The 21,656-nt window shown below is 63.0% G+C and carries 12 protein-coding genes; 7 read left to right on the forward strand and 5 right to left on the reverse strand.

Going from position 1 to position 21,656, the window contains the following annotated elements:
• The first annotated feature begins 13 nt into the window (after positions 1-13).
• Both ACESNB_RS01685 and ACESNB_RS01690 read left to right on the forward strand, forming a co-directional pair.
• A complete protein-coding gene (locus ACESNB_RS01685; RefSeq protein ID WP_373002918.1) occupies positions 14-1,426 on the forward strand; it encodes an SDR family NAD(P)-dependent oxidoreductase in 1,413 nt (470 codons plus the stop codon).
• Entirely contained in the window at positions 1,423-7,515 is a 6,093-nt protein-coding gene (locus ACESNB_RS01690) for a beta-ketoacyl synthase N-terminal-like domain-containing protein (RefSeq protein ID WP_373002920.1), read from the forward strand. Before ACESNB_RS01685 ends, ACESNB_RS01690 begins: the two co-directional genes overlap by 4 nt.
• Here ACESNB_RS01690 and ACESNB_RS01695 read toward each other — a convergent pair.
• Positions 7,512-8,099 carry a 4'-phosphopantetheinyl transferase superfamily protein gene (locus tag ACESNB_RS01695; RefSeq protein ID WP_373002922.1) on the reverse strand — a complete coding sequence of 196 codons (588 nt, stop codon included), beginning with the start codon at positions 8,097-8,099 and terminating at the stop codon, positions 7,512-7,514. The two genes, ACESNB_RS01690 and ACESNB_RS01695, sit on opposite strands and share 4 nt — an antisense overlap.
• Before the next feature lie 490 nt (positions 8,100-8,589).
• Here ACESNB_RS01695 and ACESNB_RS01700 point away from each other — a divergent pair, with 490 nt between their 5' ends.
• Positions 8,590-10,317 (forward strand): glucan biosynthesis protein G, encoded by a 1,728-nt coding sequence (locus ACESNB_RS01700; RefSeq protein ID WP_373002924.1) that lies wholly within the window; start codon positions 8,590-8,592, stop codon positions 10,315-10,317.
• Positions 10,314-12,440: a glucans biosynthesis glucosyltransferase MdoH gene (gene mdoH, locus ACESNB_RS01705; protein WP_373002926.1), complete on the forward strand. Its 2,127-nt coding sequence runs from the start codon at positions 10,314-10,316 to the stop codon at positions 12,438-12,440. Before ACESNB_RS01700 ends, mdoH begins: the two co-directional genes overlap by 4 nt.
• Before the next feature lie 12 nt (positions 12,441-12,452).
• On the opposite strand, the gene putP is transcribed toward mdoH, so the two are convergent.
• Both putP and ACESNB_RS01715 read right to left on the reverse strand, forming a co-directional pair.
• A complete protein-coding gene (putP, locus tag ACESNB_RS01710) occupies positions 12,453-13,997 on the reverse strand; it encodes a sodium/proline symporter PutP (RefSeq protein ID WP_373002928.1) in 1,545 nt (514 codons plus the stop codon).
• 71 nt (positions 13,998-14,068) lie between these two features.
• Positions 14,069-14,848, reverse strand: a complete 780-nt coding sequence (locus tag ACESNB_RS01715) for a pyrroline-5-carboxylate reductase family protein (protein WP_373002930.1) — start codon at positions 14,846-14,848, stop codon at positions 14,069-14,071.
• A 284-nt stretch (positions 14,849-15,132) separates the two neighbouring features.
• On the opposite strand from ACESNB_RS01715, the gene proB reads away from it, so the two are divergent.
• A complete protein-coding gene (proB, locus tag ACESNB_RS01720; RefSeq protein WP_373002932.1) occupies positions 15,133-16,293 on the forward strand; it encodes a glutamate 5-kinase in 1,161 nt (386 codons plus the stop codon).
• 7 nt (positions 16,294-16,300) lie between these two features.
• Here the strand turns inward: proB and ACESNB_RS01725 are convergent, their stop codons facing one another.
• Entirely contained in the window at positions 16,301-16,792 is a 492-nt protein-coding gene (locus tag ACESNB_RS01725) for a MarR family winged helix-turn-helix transcriptional regulator (protein WP_373002934.1), read from the reverse strand.
• A gap of 232 nt (positions 16,793-17,024) precedes the next feature.
• On the opposite strand from ACESNB_RS01725, the gene ACESNB_RS01730 reads away from it, so the two are divergent.
• Complete coding sequence (locus ACESNB_RS01730) at positions 17,025-19,394, forward strand: TonB-dependent receptor (RefSeq protein ID WP_373002936.1); 2,370 nt, start codon at positions 17,025-17,027, stop codon at positions 19,392-19,394.
• A 65-nt stretch (positions 19,395-19,459) separates the two neighbouring features.
• On the opposite strand, the gene ACESNB_RS01735 is transcribed toward ACESNB_RS01730, so the two are convergent.
• Positions 19,460-20,116 (reverse strand): TetR/AcrR family transcriptional regulator, encoded by a 657-nt coding sequence (locus ACESNB_RS01735; protein ID WP_373002938.1) that lies wholly within the window; start codon positions 20,114-20,116, stop codon positions 19,460-19,462.
• Between the two features lie 244 nt (positions 20,117-20,360).
• Between ACESNB_RS01735 and ACESNB_RS01740 the strand changes: the two genes are divergently transcribed.
• Positions 20,361-21,653: a spinster family MFS transporter gene (locus ACESNB_RS01740; protein WP_373002940.1), complete on the forward strand. Its 1,293-nt coding sequence runs from the start codon at positions 20,361-20,363 to the stop codon at positions 21,651-21,653.
• Positions 21,654-21,656 lie beyond the last annotated feature (3 nt).

Genomic DNA, 21,656 nt, shown 5'->3' on the forward strand with positions numbered 1-21,656 from the left:
CCGTCCCCTGTCCATGGTTCAGCCCGTCGCCGCCTATGGCAGCGACGTCCGCCCAGTCAGCTTCGGCGCGCCTGTCGCGCTACCGCCATGGACCGGGCAGGTCGGTCTGGGCCGCGTTGAAATCACCCAGGCCGGACCCGCCACTGCGCAAGCCATTATCTCCGCACTGACGGCCCAGGGCGTTGACGCGACTGCCGTCACCACGCCCTCCGGCACCGCGCAGACAGTCATCCTCACCGAAGGCCTGTCCGCCGCCGATCCCGCGACACGTCACTGGGCGGCCCTCGCACATGCCCGCACCGCGCGCACGCCCGGCGTCCGCATCCTCCTGCTCCAGTCCGCCGCGCCGCAGAGTCACACGGCCATCTCCGGTATGCCCGGCCTGTCGCGCACGCTGCAAAAGGAATGGCCCGACACGAGCGTCGCGGCATGGTCGCTCACTGCGCCCGACGCACCGACCCGCGCCCACCACATCCTTACCGCCCTCGGCACCACCCTGGGCGACGCCATCCTCACCGCCGACGGACAGGCCCGCCAGACCCAGGTCGCCGCATCGCTCGCGCCGCCCATCACACACGCCGCCACGGCCCCCGCCCTCTGGCTCGTCACCGGCGGCGCGCGCGGCGTCACCGCCACCTGCACTATAGAGCTCGCCCGGCGCACCGGCGGCACCTTCCTCCTCGCCGGGCGCTCCGCCCTGTCGCCGTGGCCGCAAGGCATCGCCCGCACCGCAGACCTCAAGACCCTGCGCGCCTCCCTTGCCCAGAACGCCGTCGCCAGCGGCGAGAAGGTCAAACCCGCCGACATCGACCGCGCCGCCCGCGCCGCGCTCGCCGGACAGGAAATCGAGGCCACGCTGTCCGCGCTCGCCTCAGCTGGCGCCACCGCCCACTATGTCCAGGTCGACCTGTCAGACACATCCACGCTTGCTCCGGCGATCAATGCCATCCAGAGCCAGCACGGCGCCATTACCGGCCTCGTCCACGGCGCAGGCGTCCTCGCCGACAAGCTGGCCATGGAGAAAACCGAAGCCGAAGTCCGAAAAGTGTTCGGCCCCAAGGTTGACGGCCTGCTCGCTTTGCTTGGTGCCATCAATGTCAGCCAGCTGACCCATGTCGGCCTCTTCTCCTCCGCCTCCGCCCTGTTCGGCAATACCGGACAGGCCGATTACGCGATGGCGAATGAAATCCTGAACCAGCTCGCCCGGCAGCTCTCCGCCGAACTCCCCCACGCACAGGTCAAATCCTACAATTGGGGGCCATGGGATGGCGGCATGGTCGATGCCGGTCTCGCGGCCCACTTCGCCCAGCAGGGCATCGCCCTCATTAGTCAGGCCGACGGTGCCCGCATCTTCGCCGACCAGCTCCTCGACGGAGGACGCAATATTGTCGAACTCCTCGTCGGGGATGAGTGGAGCGGCGAATGACCTTCTTCGAGCCGATTGCCATTGTCGGTCAGGGCTGCGTCCTGCCCGGCGCCCTCTCCCCGGAAGCGCTCTGGAAAGCCATTGCAGGCAATGAATGCCTGATTTCCCGACCTGCAAAAGGCGCGTTCGGCCTCACCGAGGCCGAGCAGGCCGCCCTGCCCTATGTCTCCGGGTTCGTGTCCGACTTCGACACGGTCTTCGATCCCAGGCGCGCAAAACTCCCCGGCCTTGATGCTGCGAACCTGGACCCTGTCTGCCTATGGCCCCTCCATGCCGCGCTGCAGGCATGGGACGAAGCCGGAAAGAGCGATACGCCGCCTGACCGGCGCGGCGTCTTCCTCGCAAATCTCTCCTATCCAAGCCGCGCCAAGTCCGCCTATGCCGCCGATGTCTGGACACACGGAAAATCGTCCCGCCCCGCGACCGACGCCTTCAATTCCGGCTTCCCGGCCCATGTCCTTGCACAGGCCATTGCCGCGACCGGCCCCGTCCTCGCGCTCGACGCCGCTTGCGCCTCTTCGCTCTACGCCCTCGAAATCGCCTGCCGCAAACTGCAGACCCGCCAGATCGACATCGGTCTCGTCGGTGCGGTCAATGCCGCCGACAACCTAATCCTCCATATCGGCTTCGAAGCACTTCAGGCGCTCAGCCCGACAGGCCGCTCGCGTCCCTTCATCAAGGGCGCCGACGGCCTCGTGCCTGCAGAAGGCGCCGTGGCCGTAGTCCTCAAGCGCCTCAGCGACGTATCACCAAAGGACACGGTCCACGGCGTGATCCGCGCTGTCGGACTCTCCAATGATGGCCGTCGCAAAGGCCTCCTCGCGCCTGACAGCGAAGGTCAGGCCGAAGCCATGCGGCGCGCCTATGCCGAGGCAGGCCTCACGCCCGACAGCGTCGATTTCCTCGAATGCCACGCAACGGGCACGTCGGTTGGCGACAGTGTCGAGATCGCCGCCGCAGCCAGCGTCTTCGGAACTGAGCGCTACCTGCCCATCGGATCGCTCAAGGCCAATACCGGCCACCTGATCACGGTCGCGGGCCTCGCCAGCCTCCTGAAACTGACACAGTCCATGGCCCATGAGACGCTGCCGTCCATGCCCCTCAACGGAGACCTAATCGACGCAGTGACGTCCCCCGCCCTTCAGCCGCTTGCGGAAACGGCGCCGTGGACATCCGGCAAAGCCCCCCGCCGCGCGGCGATCAGCAATTTCGGTTTTGGCGGAAACAACGCCCACCTCATCCTCGACCAGCACCAGCCGGTCAAAGGATCGGTCCAGGTCATTTTGCCGCTCGACACAAACGACGAAATCGTGATCTGTAGCGCCAGCCTGATGGGCGGCAGCGATCAGGGCGAACGCGACGTGCTCCGCCGCCTGATGAACAGTCCGGTTAGCCGGGCCAAGCCAGCGACGACCGTCGGCGCCGATCCGCGCCATGCCCGCACCCCGCCCAATGATCTGTTGCAGGCCGAGGCCCAGCAACTCGCTGTCCTCTCCCTGATACGCTCTGCCCTCAGCGGTATCCAGCGCCCGGACGCCGAACGCTGCGGCGTCTTCGTCGGCATGGGCTGCGCGGCCGATTCTGCCCGCTGGCTTCTGCGCGAGCGCGTGGCGAAAGAATTCGGTCTCACGCCCGGCACGCACGAACACGCGAAAGCACAGGATGGCATCGCGCCACCGCTTCAGGCCGCTACTGTCCTCGGTGCCATGGCCAACATGACGGCCAACCGGATCACCTCCGCCGAAGACCTGCGCGGCCAAGGCTATTCCATCTCATCCGAAGGCATCTCCAGCCTAGCGGCCCTCGATGTCGCCTGCGACGCGCTCCGCGCAGGTCGCCTCGACTTGGCAATCGTCGCGGCGGCTGACTTCGCAACCGAGCCGGTCGCCGCAGCAGCCCTCAAGCAACTCGGCATCGCTGCACCCGGAGACAGCGCAGCAGCCCTCGTCCTCAAGCGCCGGTCAGACGCCGAAGCCGCCGGCGATCGTATCCTTGCCACGCTGGATCCGGTCCAGTGGTCTGGCAGCGGCACACCGTCGCCCCTCTTTACCTCCGCCTATGGCACAGCCCCCGCCGCCTCGCCCCTGTTCGAGATCGCGGCGTCCGCCCTGCTGATGGCGCGCGGCCAGGCGATCACCGAAGATTGCGCCATCCCGAACCTGACAGGCGAACAGCCGCAGCACATGGTCACCGCCCCTGCCAACGCCCTCACGCACGGCGCATCGGTTGCTTTGACCGGCAACCCGCCCATACCCAGCCCCGATCCGCTCCGTCCGCCGCCGCATCTCTACTGGACCGCCGGTACCACCCGCGCCTCGCTCGCCAAGAAGCTGCGCAGCGCCAAGACTGGGGGCAAGGGCAAGTGCCGTATCGCCCTGATCGCCGCAGACGAAGCCGCCCTCGCAGACCTGATCGACACCGCCGCCAAGGCGCTCGAGCGCGACACGGCGCCGTCCGGCGAACATGTCCACTACGGCGAAGGCGCGCCCGAAGGCGAACTCGCCTTTGTCTTTACTGGCTCGGCGGCGGTCTATGCCCGCATGTCGCGTGGCCTGTTCATGGCCTTCCCGGAACTCGGCAAGGCGCTTGCATCCATGTCCCGCGCCACCGAGATGGCAGAACTCCTCACCCACGCGGACCTGTCCGAATACGAACAGCTTTGCGCCGGAACGCTGGTCAGCCAGGCCCATGCCATCCTGATGCGCAACGTGCTGGAGGTAACGCCCACCGCGGCCATCGGCCTGTCGCTCGGCGAAAGCAACGCCCTGTTCGCCTTCGGCTTCTGGAAAGATCCCGGCAAACTGCTCGACGAGATCGACGATGCCGCCATGTATGAACGCCATCTCGGCGGCGAGTTTGAAACAGCGCATGCCGCATGGGGGCCGAACGTGCCCACAGACTGGACCAACTGGCATATAAAGGCACCCTTGCCAAAGCTCCGCGCCGCCATGGCAAGCCACCTGAATGTCGAGATCACGATCATCTATTCGCAGGAAGACTGCCTGATCGGCGGCCCCGCCGCCGCCTGCCGCGCTGTGGCCGAAGCGCTCGGTCCCGGCTCCGGCGCGGCGATGAACCAGCACCTCATCGTCCACGCCAAGGCCATGAAACCGTTCGAGGACCAGTGGCGAAAATTGCACACGCGCCCCGTTTCCAAAGTGCCCGGCATCCGCCTCTACGCCAATGCGATCAATGCCAGCTACACGCCGACCAAGGCCCGCGTCGCCGACATGCTGACGCGTCAGGCGGTCGACACTGTCGACTTCCCGTCAACTGTCCGCCAGGCCTATGAAGACGGCGTTCGCACCTTCGTCGAGATCGGCCCGCGCGCCACGCTGTCGCGCGCCATCTCCAGCGTGCTCGGCGACAAGCCGCACGTCGCGGTCGCCACCGACCGGATCGTCGCGTCAGACCTCGGCCAGATCGCCCACCTCACCGCCACGCTCTTCGCCGATGGCCGCGACATCAATATTGCCCGCGTCGCCGAACGGCTGGACGCAGCCCGCAACAATCTCTGGACAGGAACCGACCCTATGCCCCTCACCAAACCGGTTCACTATCCGAAACCTGAAATTCCGGCAGCGCGCACCGCAGGCGGCCTGCCACCTGCCCCATACCTGCCATCCCCGCACTACGCCCATAGCGCCACCGCGCCAGCCCCGCTGACGCCGCCTGCGCCGTGCGCCACATCCAAGCCCCGCACGTCGACGCCGCCCCGCAAAGTCGTCAATGGCAATGAACCCCTCATGCCCCGCGCGCCCAACGGCCCGAACTGGGCCCGCGCCGCGATCGAGGAATCGACACGCGGCCTCATGTCGAACTTCTTCGGCTCCGCCTTTGTCGGGCAGGATGCCTTCGACCGCCAGGTCCGCCTGCCCGCCCCGCCGCTCCTTCTGGTCGACCGCATCACCGGCATCGATGCCGAAGCGGGCGTCGAAAGCACCGGAGTCATCTGGACCGAGACAGACCTCAAGGCCGAAGACTGGCACATCCGCAATGGCCGCGTGCGTCCGGGCCCGCTGATCGAATGCGGTCAGGCCGACCTGACCCTGATCGGCTGGATGGGCGCCGACCTGAAAAACAAGAACGAGCGCGTCTACCGCCTGCTCGGCTGCGAGATCACCTTCCACGAAGGCGGCCTGCCCGGCCCCGGCGACACGCTGGCCTTCCAGATCGAGATAACCGGCCACGCCACGCTCGCCGGCGTGCGGATGTTCTTCTTCCAGTATGACTGCATGGTCGGCGACCGGAAGGTCTTCTCGGTCCGCAACGGCCAGGCCGGATTCTTCACGGATGACGAACTCGCCACCGGCAAGGGCGTCATCTGGGATGCGTCCACCGACGCCCCTCCCACCCCCAGACCACACCCTTTCGACACCGCTCGCGCCAGCACCAAACGGACCTTCAGCGCCCCGGACCTCGCCGCGTTTCGCGCTGGCGATGCGCTCGCCTGCTTCGGCAAGGGCTTCGAATTCTGCGCCGCCCATTCCCGCCCGGCCCACCTGCCAGACGACAAGCTCGCCTTCTTCGACGAGGTGACCGCCTTCGACCCAGAAGGCGGCCCATGGGGACGGGGCTATCTCAAGGCCCGCGCCCACGTGCCAACGGACGCGTGGTTCTACGAAGGCCATTTCCATGAAGACCCTTGCATGCCCGGCACATTGATGGCCGAGGCAGCCGTGCAGGCGCTTGAGTTCTATGCTGCCGCCGCAGGCCTAACCATCGAGCGCGACGGCTATGTCTTCGAGCCCATGCCCGGCCACACCGCCAAATTCGTCTGCCGGGGACAGGTCATCCCCGACCACGACCATGAAGTGACCTATGAAGTCTTCATCGACGACATCATCGATGGCGAAAGCCCCGTCCTCTACGCCTCGCTGCTCGCCCGTTCCGACGGCAAGAAAGTTTTCCACTGCCCGCGCTTCGCCATCCGCCTGCGCAAGGACTGGCCGGCGCCGCACACGACGGACAAACCGCTCCGCGTCGGTCCTATGGGCGAAAGCCGCGGCGACCATGCCGCCCTGCTCAACTGCGCCGCCAGCGCCCCCTCAGCGGCCTTCGGCGACCTCTACGTTCCCTTTGATACAGCCGGGCGCGCCCCGCGCCTGCCCCAGCCGCCCTACCATATGATGACCCGCGTCACCGAGGTCTCCACCCGCCCGGGCGTGAAAGAAACAGGCGCCCGCGTCGTCGCCGATTATGATATCCCGGCAGACGCCTGGTATTTCCGAGACAATGCCAGTGGCCACATGCCCTTTGCTGTCCTCTCCGAAATCGTCCTCCAGCCCTGCGGCTGGCTAGCCAGCCATTGCGGCTTTGCCCTCGAAGGCGGCGAACGCTTCCGCAATCTCGATGGCGACGGACAGGTTTTCATGCAGGTCGGCCCGAACGACGGGATGATCACGGTCGACACGACACTGTCTTCCTTCTCGAAGGTCGGCCCGATGACGATCGTGGCCTTCGAACTCAAGGCCACGCTCGCCGATGGCCGCCCGGTCATAAACCTGAAAACCCAGTTCGGCTTCTTCCCGGCCGCCGCCCTCGTGCGTCAGGCTGGCCTACCGACCAAGGACGAACATCGCGCGCTAATCAATCTCGCCCCCAACCGCCCCGGAACCAAGCTGCCAGCCGCCCCCACGGCTACTGGCGACCTCGTCATGCTCGACCACATCGACTATTTCGATGCCTCGGGCGGCGCGGCAGGCCTCGGTCTCGCGCGCGGGCGACAATCGGTTGATCCGCATGCCTGGTACTTCAAGGCGCACTTCTTCCAGGATCCGGTCCAGCCGGGCTCGCTCGGTCTCGACGCGCTCGTCCAGCTCCTGTCCCATGCCGCTTGCCTCAAGGGCTTCACCAAAGGCATGGCCGACCCGGAATTCGAAACCATTGCGGCAGGCGCCCCCGTCAAATGGGCCTATCGCGGCCAGGTCACCCCGGACAAGCAGGAAGTCACCACGGTGATGGAGATCATGGATGTCGTCCAATCCGGTGACCGCCTGCTGATCACCGGCAAGGGCACGCTCTGGTGCGACGGCTTGCGCATTTACGAAGCCAATCCGCTCACCATCGCGCTGGCCGACGGCGCCTAGCGCGTGTCGCCAACCGCCACGCTGACGAAAACATCCTCGATCTGCTCCGTCCAGACCGCGTAGCGGGCGCCGCCAGCCGACACGTCCCGCAGTGTCGGCAAAGGCTGCCCCAGTGATGCGACCGGCACCGGCACGGTCTTCGCCCCGCCGCCAAGGCCTTTGCCTGACGCCTTCAGAACGGCCTCTTTCACCGTCCATAGCTCGAAGAAGACAGCAAGGGCGCAGTCGGGCGACGCATTTGCCAGCGCCAGCACCTGGTCGCGCTCCGTATCGCTGCAGATCATCGACAGCATGGGCTGCCAGTCGATTGGCCTTACTTGCTCAATATCCAGACCAATCGCCCGCGCGTCGGCGAGAGCAACAGCCGTCCATCCCTCACTTCGGGAGATCGAGATGGCACGGTCGTGACGGCTGGCAAGATAGGGCACACCTTCTTCCGTGCGCGCCAGGTCCACTTCGCGCGCCGGAATGCCCAGCGCGAGCCCCAGCATCGCTCTCGCGCTTGCGAGAGACACCAGCAGCCTATGCCGCGCCACCGGATCGCGCAGCCGCGCCGCGCGTTCGCCCTCCGGTGCGCTGGTCACGAGACTGTCCGTAACCTGAGCCCGCCCATGCTTTGCACTGTCACACACCAGAACCGAAACCCCGGGAATTCCTGATTCAACCGTGACGACACCAGCAAGCGAAGTCCCGCCGTTCAAATTTGAATTCGGTTGCATCAGGGCGCTTTCAGAGCTTGCAGGGCCGCATACATGCATATCGCGGAATACCGCCTGAGGCGAATCCCGCGCCGTTTCAGACGCGATAATCAGCCGTACAGCTACTGAGCACTTGCAACAAATTGGATTGTGCAGCACTGGTTGGCCGAAATGGGTTCGGGTGGGGTTATTGCAGCACCGTAATGCTGCGCCGCAAAATGACCAAAATTCTCAGTGAAACGAATGCCGAGGCGAGGCGTACTGCCCAGATAGCGCGCGCTTTATGAAGCGTCGGCGATCCGGGCGACAATTCTGTTGCCACGGGTAAACGACGGCGCTTTCTCAACTGAGTGGCTTCGTCGGCTAAGAGGTTGTCTTGAAACTGACTGAACGTCCTTTTTTCTTTCCCGCCGTCGCGCTCTGCGCGGCGATCACTGTCCTGTTGGGCGGTATAATCATCGCGTCCATCTCGCCAAGGCCAGCACCGACCCTTGCCGTGGTCGGCTCAGGCTCGACGGCTGGGGAAACGTCTGACCTGACCGACGCGGCAATTGCCCTACCCACTGCGCCGGCCATAGAGCCAATCGACTCTGTCGCCGATATCAGCGACGAAGCGGAGGTCTCAGGCGACACTGGTAATCCGGCTACGATAGCGGCAGATGCTGCTCCCATCGCGCCGCCATTCGCCTTCGAGCAGGTCATCAACAAGGCGCAGGCGCTGTCCGAGCACGCCTACCAGAAGTCCCCGTCCGTTCCTGCTGCCGCCGCCTCGCTCGACTATGACCAGTATCGGCGTATCGAATTCAAGCGCGAGGCAGCCGAGTGGACGCCCGACGACGCTGTGCCGTACCGGGTGCATTATGACCCGCGCGGTTATCTCTTCAATGATGAAGTAAAGCTCAACATCGTCGAGAACGGTGTCGCGATGCCCCGCCCCTACGTGGAAGAAGATTTCGCCTTCTTTGACCTGCCTTTGTCGGACGCGGACAAGAAATCGATCGGCTTTGCGGGCTTTCACGTCACGACACCCCTGAATTCGTCCGGTAAGTTTGATGACCTGATCAGCTTCAAGGGCGCCAGCTTCTTTCGCGCCCTGAGCGCCGGCACAGTCTATGGCGCGTCGGCCCGGGGCATGGCGATCTCGACGGCCTCGCCAGCCGGAGAGGAGTTTCCGTCCTTCCGTGAGTTCTGGCTGGTCAAGCCAGAGCCCGGCGCCAATACGCTCACCGTGTACGCCCTGCTCAACGGCGTCAGCACAACGGGCGCCTTCCGCTTCGACATTACGCCCGGCACATCGACCATGATTGATGTGGAAGCGGTGTTCTTCCCGCGTCGCAAGCTAACCGAAGTCGGCATCGCGCCGATTACCTCAATGTACTATTTCTCACCGCATAGCCTCAATCGCGGCAACCGCGACTATCGCGTGGCCGTGCACGATTCCGAAGGCCTGATGATCGAGCTCCGGAACGGCGAATGGGTCTGGCGGCCGCTCGCCAATCCCAGCCAGCTCGAAATCTCCAGTTTCGCCACCCAGCCCCCGCTCGGCTTCGGCCTGATGCAGCGCAATCGCGACTTCGGGGATTATGACGACCTTGAAGCGGCCTATGAGCGCCGCCCGAATGTCTGGATTGCCCCGAAAGACGGCTGGGGCCCCGGCAACCTGACCCTGGTCGAAATCCCGACCACCAATGAATACAATGACAATATCGTCGTCTCATGGCGCCCGGCTGAGGCATGGGATGCGGGCAAGCCGGTCCGATTGTCCTACCAGATGGTCTGGAGCCTGCCACAACCGGTCGTCGCCCCCGTCGCCAGGATCACCGCCACGAAAGTGGGAATATCGCCCGCCACCAAGCGGCCGATGTTCATTATCGACTTTGACTCCGACAATGACGAATTGCTGCGAGATGCAGTTCCCCAGGTGTCGACGTCCTCCGGCACCATCATATCGCCCATTGTCCGGCCGAACCCGAAAACGGGCGGCGTCCGCCTCAGCTTTGAACTCGACGCCAAAGACGCAAGCCTGAGCGAACTGCGCGCCTTGATGACCAAGGCCGACCGCCCTGTATCTGAAACCTGGCTCTATCGCTGGAGATCGCAATGATCACTTTTCGCGCCCGCCCTGCAGAATACCCCATCGCGATGCCTGACCAGGCATTCAAGACGGGACCGACCGTGAACCGTCGCGCGCCTAAGTCACTGATGTGGCGCAAGGTTATCGTGTTCTCGCTCGCCCTTGTCCTCGCCGCCTGGGCGACCACCGAGATGTATTACGTGCTGAACGTGTCCGGCGTCACGGTGCTCGAAAAAGTACTACTCGGCGTGTTCAGCCTGAACATCAGCTGGATCGCCTATGCCTTTGTCAGCAGCACGATCGGCTTCCTGGCTGCAATGGCTGGCCTGTTTGCCGCGTCCAAATCGACCACATCGAACGCCACACAAATGATCGCCGGCCGCACCGTCGTCGTGTTCCCGATCTACAATGAAGATGTCGAGCGCGTGTTCGCCACGGTCGAGTCGACCGCCGAATCTCTCGCGAACGCTCCCGGCCGCTTCGAATGCTTCATCCTCAGCGATACGAACGATCCCGAAATTGCCTTGCGCGAGGAAGCCGCGTTCGAGCGCTTGCGCTCACGCATGACGCCCGGAACGCTGGTCCACTATCGCCGCCGCACGATGAACCTGCACCGCAAGGCCGGCAATATACGTGACTTCATCACCCGCTGGGGTGGCCGCTACGACTATATGATCGTGTTCGATGCGGACAGTTTCATGGAGCGCGACACGCTCATCGAACTCGCGCGCCGGATGGATGCCTCACCGGCGACCGGCCTGATCCAGACCATTCCCCAGCTTGTCGGCGGACGCACCCTGTTCGCCCGCACCCAGCAGTTTGCCGCCGCGCTCTATGGCCCCGTCCTCGGCAGCGGCCTGGCCTGGTGGGCTCAGAATGAAGGCAATTTCTGGGGCCACAACGCCATCCTGCGCATCTCGGCCCTCGCCAATGCGGCCGGTCTCCCGGAAATCCCGGGACGGGCCCCGTTCGGTGGCTCCATCCTCAGCCATGACTTTGTCGAAGCCGCGCTCCTGCGCCGTGCCGGCTGGAACGTGGAGATCGCGCCCAAACTGGGCGGCTCCTATGAGCAAGGCCCACCCTCGATCATCGACCTGTCCATCCGCGACCGCCGCTGGTGCCAGGGTAACATGCAGCACATGGCTGTCCTGCTGAAGACACGCGGCCTTACCTTCACCAGCCGCATGCACCTGATCATCGGCATCTTTTCCTATCTCGCATCGCCGCTGTGGCTGCTCTTCATCACGGTCGGCATGTTGCTGTCACTGCAGAACATGTTCCTGACGCCCGCCTATTTCGGCGAGACGGCGGCCCTCTTCCCGTCATGGCCCGTGATTGACTCCGAACGCTCACTGCATCTCTTCACGGCGACCATGGCGATCCTGTTTGCACCCAAGCTTTACGGGCTCATCTATGGCCTCGCGTCGCCGCGCTGGCGCCGCACTGTCGGCCCGGCGAAGACAGCCATGGGTGTCGTCGCCGAAACGCTTATCTCGGTCCTGCTCGCACCTGTCATGATGGTCGAACAGACGACCGCGGTATACCGCGTGTTCACAGGCCGCGATGGCGGCTGGAACCCGCAGGCTCGCGAATCGAACGAATACACCCTGTCCGACACGTTCCGCCACCATGCCCCGGCCATCGTTCTGGGCGTCGTGCTCACGGTTTCAGCCTTTGCCATCTCGCCGATCTTCGCCGCCTGGCTCGCGCCAGCGACCATCGGCATGCTGCTGGCCGCCACCCTGTCCTACTGGACCGGGCGCACCAAGAGCGGCGAGTTCGCGCTGCGGATGAACCTGCTCGAAAGCCCTGAAGAACGCGATCCACCGCAGTCCTATCTCGACTCCGTGGCCAGCCGTCCCGCCTATCAGGACCTGCCGGCTCCAAGCCTGGCCAGCCTGTTCTCAGACCGTAATCTGCGGAACCGCCGGACGCACGTCGTCGACACTCACTGGCCCCTCGCCCATAGCGAGGTTCATGCGCCCCTCGCCATAGCCCGTGCGCGTGCGAACCGCGTCTCGACGATTGGCGAATACATCACGGCGCTTGAACCGAAGGAAAAGCTCGCGCTGCTGAATTCGCCTGGCGACCTTGATGCGGTGATCGACCAGTACGATGCCCGCGCGCTGGACTTCGCGACGGGCACCACCTGAGTCGGGACGTCGCTAGAAAAACGGCTGCTTCTCGACCGACATGGCCTTCATCATTTCGTCGTATTCGACCTGCACTTGCGGGTTGGCTTTGCCCTTCATGAGGCTGACGAGAACCGTCGCCGCAAAGCTCAGAATGAAACCTGGCACAAGGGCGTAGATCGTATCCGACAGCGACTCGCCGCCGATGGTGACCGGCGCATAGAGCCAGAACAGCACCGTGACGGCCCCGGTGATCATGCCCGCGAGGGCGCCATTGCGCGTGATGTCACGCCAGTAGAGGCTGAGGAGGATGATCGGCCCGAATGCCGCGCCGAAGCCGGCCCAAGCATAGCTGACAAGCGCCAGGATGCTGCTCGATCGGTCAAACGCCAGCACGATGGCCACGAGTGACACGACCAGAACGGATAGGCGCCCGACCAGGACGAGTTCCTTCTGGTTGGCGTCCTTGCGCAGGAAGGTCTTGTAGAAGTCTTCCGTCAGCGAGCTCGACGACACCAGCAATTGCGATGAAATCGTACTCATGATGGCTGCGAGGATCGCCGCCAGCAGGAAGCCCGTGATCAGCGGATGGAACAGCACCTGCGAGAACAGGATGAAGATGGTTTCGGGATCGGTGAGCTGATCATTGATGCTCTGCTCGTTGACGTAAGCCACCCCCGCGACACCAACAGCGACTGCGCCGATCACGGTCACGAGCATCCAGCCCATGCCGATATAGCGCGCTGCAGCAATATCCTTGAGTGAGCGGATCGCCATGAAGCGCACGATGATGTGCGGCTGGCCGAAATAGCCGAGTCCCCAGCTCGCAGCGGATATGATCCCGATCAGCGACAGGCCCTGGAACCAGCTGAAGAAGTGTTCGCGGCCGGGTGCGTCAGGTACGCTGGCGGCCGGCGATGCCAGCACTTCGGCATGCGTCGCATCAAACCCGCCCACGGCATGGATCGCCACGACCGGCACCAGCACAAGCGCGACGAACATGATGCAGCCCTGCACGAAGTCGGTCAGGCTGACCGCCAGGAAGCCGCCAAACAGCGTATAGGCGACGACCACGCCTGCAGTCACGAACAGTCCCAGTGAATAGTCGAGACCGAACGAGGCCTCGAACAGCTTGCCGCCGGCAACAACGCCCGACGACGTGTAGAGCGTGAAGAAGATGACGATCACGATGGACGACAACACACGCAACATGCGTGAGTGGTCCTTGAAGCGGTTCTCGAAAAACTCGGGGATCGTGATCGAGTCTCCGGACAGTTCGGTGTAGACTCGCAGGCGCGGCGCCACGAGGCGGTAATTGAAATACGCCCCGATCACGAGGCCCACAGCAATCCAGGCCGCGCTGAACCCGGACACGAAGACCGCTCCCGGTAGGCCCATCAGCATCCAGCCACTCATGTCGGACGCGCCCGCCGACAGGGCCCCGACCGCAGGGTGCAACTGCCGGCCACCCAGCATGTATTCCGATACGTCGCTGGTGGACTTGCGGTAGGCGTAGAGCCCGATCAGCATCATCAGGACGAAATAGGCGCCGAGCGAAACGATGGCAGAAATATTCATATGAACCTTCTTCTTTGTCGTCTTTATTTGCGAAATAGATCGCCAGTAATGCCAGAAACCGCTCGAAACGGCTAACGCAGTTCCACGGCCCGGTCATAGGCGGCCTGGGTCGTGCGCAGAAGCAACTCGGAAAGCGTGCCGTCTGCGTTGAGGGCTTCGAGGCCCGCTTGTGTCGTGCCGTTCTTGCTGGTCACCGAATTGCGCAGCGCCTCGACAGTTTCGTCAGATAGCCGCGCCATCTCGACCGCGCCTGCCATCGTGCCTAGCACAAGTGCACGGGCCTGGTCGTTCGTGAAGCCCAGGGCTTCAGCTGCAGCGATATAGGTACGCGCGATCTCGAAGACATAGCCCGGTCCGCTGCCAGCAACAGCTGTCACGCGATCAAGCGCATCCTCATCATCGACCCAGACGGTCGTGCCGGCACGCTGCATCAGGGTTTCCACGGCCGTCTTCTGGTCGTTGGTACAATCCGGGCTCGCATACAGTCCACTGACGCCCTGGGCGATCAGGGCCGGCAGGTTCGGCATGATCCGGATCACCGCCCCCGCGCCTGTCGCAGCCTTCAGGCGGTCAACCGAACACCCTGCCGCGATCGAGGCGACAACGCCTGATGGCGCAAGACTGGTCTGGTAGGCAGGCATGACTTCGTCAATCATCTGCGGCTTTACCGCGACGATCAGCAGGTCAAACAATGTGTCGGGAACATCCTCACGGGCTTTCAGCAAAGTAACACCCTCTGGCACGGTTTCGGCGAACGGATCGACGACAGTGAAGTCCCAATCCGCAGACCGGGACCATTGTTGCAGCAAAGCGCCGCCCATTTTTCCACATCCAACCAAAAGTGCCTTCATTGTGACTTTCTGTTCCTGTAACGCCTGAGTGACCGGAATCCTTGCGAACCCCTTTGCGGCCTTCCTAGTCGGTTTTGCTTTGAGTTCAAATTTTTATCACACGCGGCCCATATCAAACTTTTTTCATATTTTTCAAGGCAAGCGTCCAGCACTTTGCTTTCATTGCCAATATTTCGGCCAACACGGCTCGTCAGGTCACAAAGCACAGTCGTTTTATCCGCCAGCGAGTTGTTTCCTCGTCAAAACACACCTAGTTCGTGCGCTCAGACTTACGGAGTTGAAAATTGCCTAAGACAAAACGGATCGTCGTGAAAGTCGGATCAAGCCTTCTGGCCAATCCTGAGCTGCTCACCCCGCGCTGGGCGTTCATTCAGCGGCTGCTCGAAGATATCGCGCTGCTGCGCGCAGATGGCTATGAAGTCGTGCTCACGTCTTCCGGCGCGGTTGCGCTCGGTCTGAACACGCTCAACGTCACGCCCGAGAATGCGGGGCTTCGCGACAAGCAGGCCGCCGCAGCCTGCGGCATGCCCATCCTTCTCAACGCCTACAAGCAGGTCGCACTCGAGTTCAATTTCGACATTGCCCAGGTATTGGTGACACGCGGCGACCTCGAAGAGCGCCGCCGGTTCCTGAACACGAAGAACACGGTCCACCGCCTGCTCAACGGCAATGTCATGCCCATCGTCAACGAGAACGACACAATCACGACCGAAGAAATTCGCGTCGGCGACAATGACCGCCTTGCGGCACGCATCGCCCAGATGATCCAGGCATCGCACCTGATCATCCTGACCAGCGTCGATGGCCTCTACGACAAGGACCCGTCCGAACCCGGCGCCAAGCTGGTCGAAGAACTGCACGACGTTTCGGAATACCTGTCGGTCACCGAAGGCACGAGTGCGCTCGGCAGCGGTGGCATGCTCACCAAGATGCAGGCCGCCAACATGGCCCAGCATGCCGGCTGCACGACACTCATTGCCAATGGTGAATCCGACAATCCGGTCTCGTCCGTACTCAAGGGCGAACGCCCCCACACGAAATGTATCGCCAACACCGAGCCAGCCTCCGCTTGGGCTGCGTGGCTCACTGACCGTCTCCAGATGGCTGGCAGCATCGTCATCAGCCAGGAAGCGGCTGAACTGATGGAAACCGGCAAACGCGGTGTCGAACGCGCGGACGTAATCTCCATCCATGGCCCCTATGTCCGCAGCGACGTCATCCATGTCTATGATGAAGAAGGCGTCGAGCGCGCCCGCGGTCTGTCGAATTTCTCGTCCGAAGAAACTATGCTGCTTGCCCGCAACCTGGACGAGCCGACGACCAAACTGCTTGGCTACCACACACGCGCAACCATCATTTCGCGCGATAACCTCGTCGTGCTCGACGAGCGCCATCTGCCTTGGGACAGTCCCGCCGAAGACGAGATGGAACAGGTCGAACGCTAAACCCCGTTCAGGCTGGGTGCTTCGGCTCATCCGGGGACAGGTCGCCAATCTCGAGAATCGGTGCAGCGTCGAGGCCATCGGCCTGAATCATCCCGGCAAGGCGCTGAACTGATGAGACCAGCAGCGACGTCTCCCAATCCGCGAGCGCGCCAAATCGCGTGAGAAAGTCGTGCTGCAATGGCGCTGGCGCGTCTTCAAGGCGCACACGTCCGGCGTCCGTCACGACAACCTCGATCGCCCGCTTGTCTCCGGCACTGCGCTCACGGTCGACCAGACCGGCCCGCGCGAGATTGTCGACAATCGACGTGATCGTGCCCTGCGACAGGTTCACAGCCCGGGCTATTTCCGACGGCTTTTCGCGGCCGCGCACGCTGACCGCCTGTAATACCAGCAAGTGGGGAGAGGTCAGTCCAGTCTCTTTCAGGAGCCGCTCTGAATAGAGCTCGATCGCCTGTGTTATCTGGCGAAGGGACTTCAGAAGGTCGATGTGATCGGCCATGCCTGCGTCAGGTACGGGCTGACGGATACGGCCGCAAGACGACACGACAGCACGCACGATGACGCCAGAACCGGCACACGAGTCCGGCGTGGCGATAAAGTCACGGCTCCCCGTTTAAAATCTCGCCCGGCGCAGAAGGCAATTGACAAAGGGGCAGCTTTGAGGCGTTTTTCAACAAATGTTGAATTTGAGAGTCGAAGCATTCCGCATTCGGCTCCGAGGAGGAACGCTAATGAACAAGCTCACATCCCGCGTCGCGTTGATTGCTTTGGCAGCCAGCGCGCTGACACCGCTCGCACCTGCCTTTGCCCAGGTTGACGATGATGCCGGTGCGCAAACCGAGCGCCGCTTCGGCCCGGTCGTCGTCACCGCCCAGCGCCGCGAACAGAACCTCATCGATGTGCCACTGTCGGTCTCCGCTTTTGACGGCGACCTGCTCGCCAAACTCGGCGTTGTGGACATCACCGAAGTCGCGAAAATCTCCCCGAACGTCACGCTCGAAGTCTCGCGCGGCACCAATTCCACGCTCACCGCCTTCATCCGCGGTGTCGGCCAGCAGGATCCGGTTGCCGGTTTCGAAGCTGGTGTCGGCATCTATGTCGACGACGTCTATCTCAACCGCCCGCAAAGCGCCGTCCTCGACGTGTTCGACGTCGAGCGCATCGAAGTCCTGCGCGGCCCGCAGGGCACGCTCTACGGCCGCAACACGATCGGTGGCGCCGTCAAATATGTCACCCGGTCGCTCGCCAATGAACCGACGCTCAAGGTCCGCGCCGCTGTCGGCAGCTACGGCCAGAAAGAAGTCGTCGTCTCGGCCAGCACGCCGCTGTCAGACACGTTCCGCGTTGGCGGTGCCATCGCAACGCTCAATCGCGACGGCTACGGCGAGAACATCATCACCGGCCAGGACAATTACAACAAGGACGTCTTGTCCTCCCGTGTGTCGGCCGAATGGGACGTCAATCCCGACTTCCATATCCGCCTTTCCGGCGACTATACCAAGGATGATTCCAATGCCCGTCAGGGCCATCGCCTGATCCCTGACCAGTTCGCACCCTTCACCTACCCAGTCCTCGGCAGCGAGTATGACACGCGGGCCGGCCTGAATGTCGTGAAACAGGAATCGGAAGCCTATGGCGGCTCGCTTGTTGCCGAATACACGGTGTCCGACACGATCACGCTGAAGAACATTCTCGCCTATCGCGAAGACGAGAGCACATCGCCGATCGACTTTGACAGCCTGCCTGAGGCAGACCTCGACGTTCCCGCGATCTATGCCAACGATCAGCTGTCTGAAGAATTCCAGATCCTGTATTCCGGCGACCGCCTCAACGGCATCGTCGGCGTCTACTATCTCGACGCGAACGCCTCGACCGTCTTCGACGTGGCGCTCTTTGAAACGGGTGACCTACTCAATGCCATCAACAGCACGACGGCCTACACAGGGCTCAACGCCCAGACCTTCGGCGATGTCGGCACCAAGACATGGTCCATCTTTGGCGACTTCACGTTCGACCTGACGGATCGCTTTAGCGTCGCTCTCGGCGCCCGCTACACGGAAGACGAGCGCACCTCGAAAGTCCTGCGTCGCACCTACAATGGCGGGTTCTCGGAATTCTTCGGTGGCAGCCCCAATCTTCTCGCCACGACGTCGGACTTCAATGGCAAGGCCACTTTCGACGATTTCAGCCCGCGCGTTTCCGTGAGCTATAAAGTCACCGACGACAGCAACCTTTACGCGACATACTCGCAGGGCTTCAAAGGTGGTTCCTTCGACCCGCGCGGCCAGACATCGGCGGCGCCGGACCTCGACCTCAGTGGAACCGTCTCGGATGCCGAAATCTATGATTTCATGCAGTTCGATCCGGAAGAAGTCGACAGCTACGAAGTCGGTTACAAGGGCAGCCAGTATGGTGGCGACCTCAGCTACAGTGTTGCGGCTTTCTATTCCGACTACAAGGATGTCCAGGTTCCCGGCTCGGTCGGCATCGATACCGACGATGACGGCGTCAATGACACGTTTACCGGCGTGACGACGAATGCCGGTGCCGCAACGATCTGGGGTGTTGAATTCGAAGGCAACGCCACGCTCGCCGAGCAAGTGTTCAACGAGTCCGACCTGTTCAATCTTGGCTGGTCAGTCGGCTATGTTGATGCACAATATGACGAGTACATTGATGCATTCGGCAATGACGTTGCCAATGACCGCGTCATCCAGAACACACCGGACTGGACTGCCAGCACGCGTCTTTCCTATGACACACCGCTCACGATCATGGACAATAACGGTCGCCTGCTCATGAACACGCTGGTCTCCTATCGTGGCGACTCCAGCCAGTTCGAATCGCCCAACCCGTTCCTCGACCAGCCGGCCTTCACCTTGTGGGACGTCGGCATGCGCTGGGAAACCGAAGGCGGACGCTGGGGCTTCAGCCTCAACGGCAAGAACCTCACTGACGAGCGCTACATTGTTGCGGGCTACAATTTCGTGAACATCAACTCAAACGGCACGTTCACGCCGACCCTTGGCCTCGAAGGCACGCTGACCGGCTTCTACGGCGATCCGCGCACGGTCACATTCGGTATCGACTTCAAATACTAGGACTGCAAATGACCCTCCCGAAACGACGGCGGCATGGCAACGTGCCGCCGTTTTCGTTTCCGGCTTCAGGTCGGCCTGATCGATTCGAACCCGGCCGTGATGAACCGCACGACATGCTCATACGCCCCGGCCAGGTCATCGGACCGGCACAGGCCCCTCGACAACAGGTCGATACGGCCGGTCTCTGCGAATGTCAGGGTCAGGGCGCCGGAAAAACAATGGTACGACCAGTATAGCGCCTTTTCGTCGACATCGCCCAGGCTCAGTCGCAGCGCGTCGATGAACTGGATGATCAGCGGATCGAAGAACTGAGTCATCAGTTTGCCGCCCCAGTCGGGCGAGTTGTTCACATAGGCGATCAGCGCGTAATAATGCTTCCAGCCGGGCTCGGTGACGTGCGGTCCGGTCAGCAGCGGCCTCAGATAGGCCCTGACAATCGCCTCCACGCTCGGTGGGTTCGGCCTGGCCTCCGACAGCGCGTCCTCCAGCGCCTTTAGGCGCCACGCGTTCAGCACTTCGGCCCGGCGCATCAGCACCGCGTCGAACAGGTCACGCTTCTTCCCGAAATGGTAATTCGCCAGCGCGACATCCACACCGGCATCGCGGGCAATCGCCCGCAGGTTCACGCCATCATACCCGTGCTGGGCGAATTGCGCTTCGGCGGCGTCAAGGATCGCCGTCCGGCGAACGGGTTTGCCGTCATCGGGGATTGCTGGGGACATAGGTCATTTCTCTTAGGGTTCGATCGCAGGAATTGACTGATACTAACCGGCATGACGCATTTGTCTTGCCCCTCATGCGAAAGCAGGCCATATTTCAACAGTTGTTGAAGTGGGGGCCAGCCTCGCTCTGGACGTACCACGGGGAGTGGAATGGTGCATATGCCGAACTCATCCGTTCACCTCGCGACATGATACTGCGCCCCGCCAGCCTGAATGCGGCTCGCCAGACTATAGGTCCCTGCTGATGAACTCCGATCTGTCCCTGCCCACGCGGCAAGTCAATTCCGGCCGTCTATGGGTCCTCATGGTGCTGACGCTCGTCTACACGTTCAACCATGTCGACCGACAGATTCTCGTCATCCTGCTCGAACCGATCAAGACCGAACTCGGCCTGAAGGACAGCCAGCTCGGCATGCTCACCGGCATCGCCTTCGCAGCTTTCTACGCAACATTGGGTATTCCCGTCGCCATGTGGGCCGACCGCGGCAACCGGCGCAACATCATTGCGCTTGCCCTTACCGTTTGGTCGGGCATGACCGCCTTGTCCGGCCTGTCGCAATCCTATTGGCAACTCCTCGTCGCCCGCATGGGTGTCGGCGTCGGCGAAGCCGGCGGCACACCGCCCGCTACCAGCATGATCGCAGACCTCTATCCCCCGCAGGAACGCGCCACCGCCCTCGGCGTCTACACGACCGGCATCGGCCTTGGCGTCATGCTCGGATTCGCCCTCGGCGGCCTCGTCTATGAGGCCTATGGCTGGCGCATGGCCTTTTTCGTCGCAGGCGTGCCGGGCCTGTTGCTGGCCTTGCTGGTCCGCTTCACCATTCGCGAACCCGTGCGCGGCCATTCCGAAGCGCGCCAGGACGACCGTCCCGCGCCGTCGCTGAAGGAAACACTCCGCTTCATCATGGGCCAGACCTCGTATCTGTGGCTCCTCGCCGGTTGCCTGCTGATCTGCATCTCGGCCAATGCTTTCCTCGTCTTCACGTCCAGCCACCTCCAGCGCACGTACGGCCTCAGCCCCGGCCAGGTCTCATGGCCGCTCGGCCTCCTCATCGGCGGCGTCGGCAGTATCGGCGCCGTCGTCATCGGGCTGGTCTGTGACCGCCTGTCGAAGAAAGACCTGCGCTGGCGCCCGTTGATCATCGCTCTCTGCGCCGCAATCGCCCTGCCCTTCGCCTGGATGTTCCTGCGCGCGCCCACAGTCGGCCTCGCCTATACGTGGAACGTGGTGCCCAGCTTTGTCGGCCTCATCTATGCCAGCATCGCCTACACCGCCTCACAGGAACTGGTTCAGCTGCGCATGCGATCCTTCGCCTCGGCCTTCATGCTGTTCTGCCTGACGCTGATCGGCATCGGCTGCGGTCCGTGGATCGCTGGCAGCCTCAGCGACTATTTCACCGCGCAGGGCGAGGCCCACCCGCTGGCTCGGGCGCTCGAGCTCATCCTCATCTTCAATGCGCTCAGCATTCTCTGCCTGTTGATGTCCAGCCGGAACTACCGGGCCGACGCCGAACGGGCTACCCGGCTCGACTAGTGT

This window comes from Hyphomonas sp. (assembly GCF_041689225.1).
Taxonomy (GTDB): domain Bacteria; phylum Pseudomonadota; class Alphaproteobacteria; order Caulobacterales; family Hyphomonadaceae; genus Hyphomonas.

Coding starts and splice junctions, on each gene's coding strand:
- ACESNB_RS01725 (WP_373002934.1), bottom strand. CDS start 16,792: ATGGCCGATCACATCGACCTTCTGAAGTCCCTTCGCCAGATAACACAG.
- putP (WP_373002928.1), bottom strand. CDS start 13,997: ATGAATATTTCTGCCATCGTTTCGCTCGGCGCCTATTTCGTCCTGATG.
- ACESNB_RS01730 (WP_373002936.1), top strand. CDS start 17,025: ATGAACAAGCTCACATCCCGCGTCGCGTTGATTGCTTTGGCAGCCAGC.
- ACESNB_RS01715 (WP_373002930.1), bottom strand. CDS start 14,848: ATGAAGGCACTTTTGGTTGGATGTGGAAAAATGGGCGGCGCTTTGCTG.
- mdoH (WP_373002926.1), top strand. CDS start 10,314: ATGATCACTTTTCGCGCCCGCCCTGCAGAATACCCCATCGCGATGCCT.
- ACESNB_RS01740 (WP_373002940.1), top strand. CDS start 20,361: ATGAACTCCGATCTGTCCCTGCCCACGCGGCAAGTCAATTCCGGCCGT.
- ACESNB_RS01685 (WP_373002918.1), top strand. CDS start 14: ATGGTTCAGCCCGTCGCCGCCTATGGCAGCGACGTCCGCCCAGTCAGC.
- ACESNB_RS01735 (WP_373002938.1), bottom strand. CDS start 20,116: ATGTCCCCAGCAATCCCCGATGACGGCAAACCCGTTCGCCGGACGGCG.
- ACESNB_RS01690 (WP_373002920.1), top strand. CDS start 1,423: ATGACCTTCTTCGAGCCGATTGCCATTGTCGGTCAGGGCTGCGTCCTG.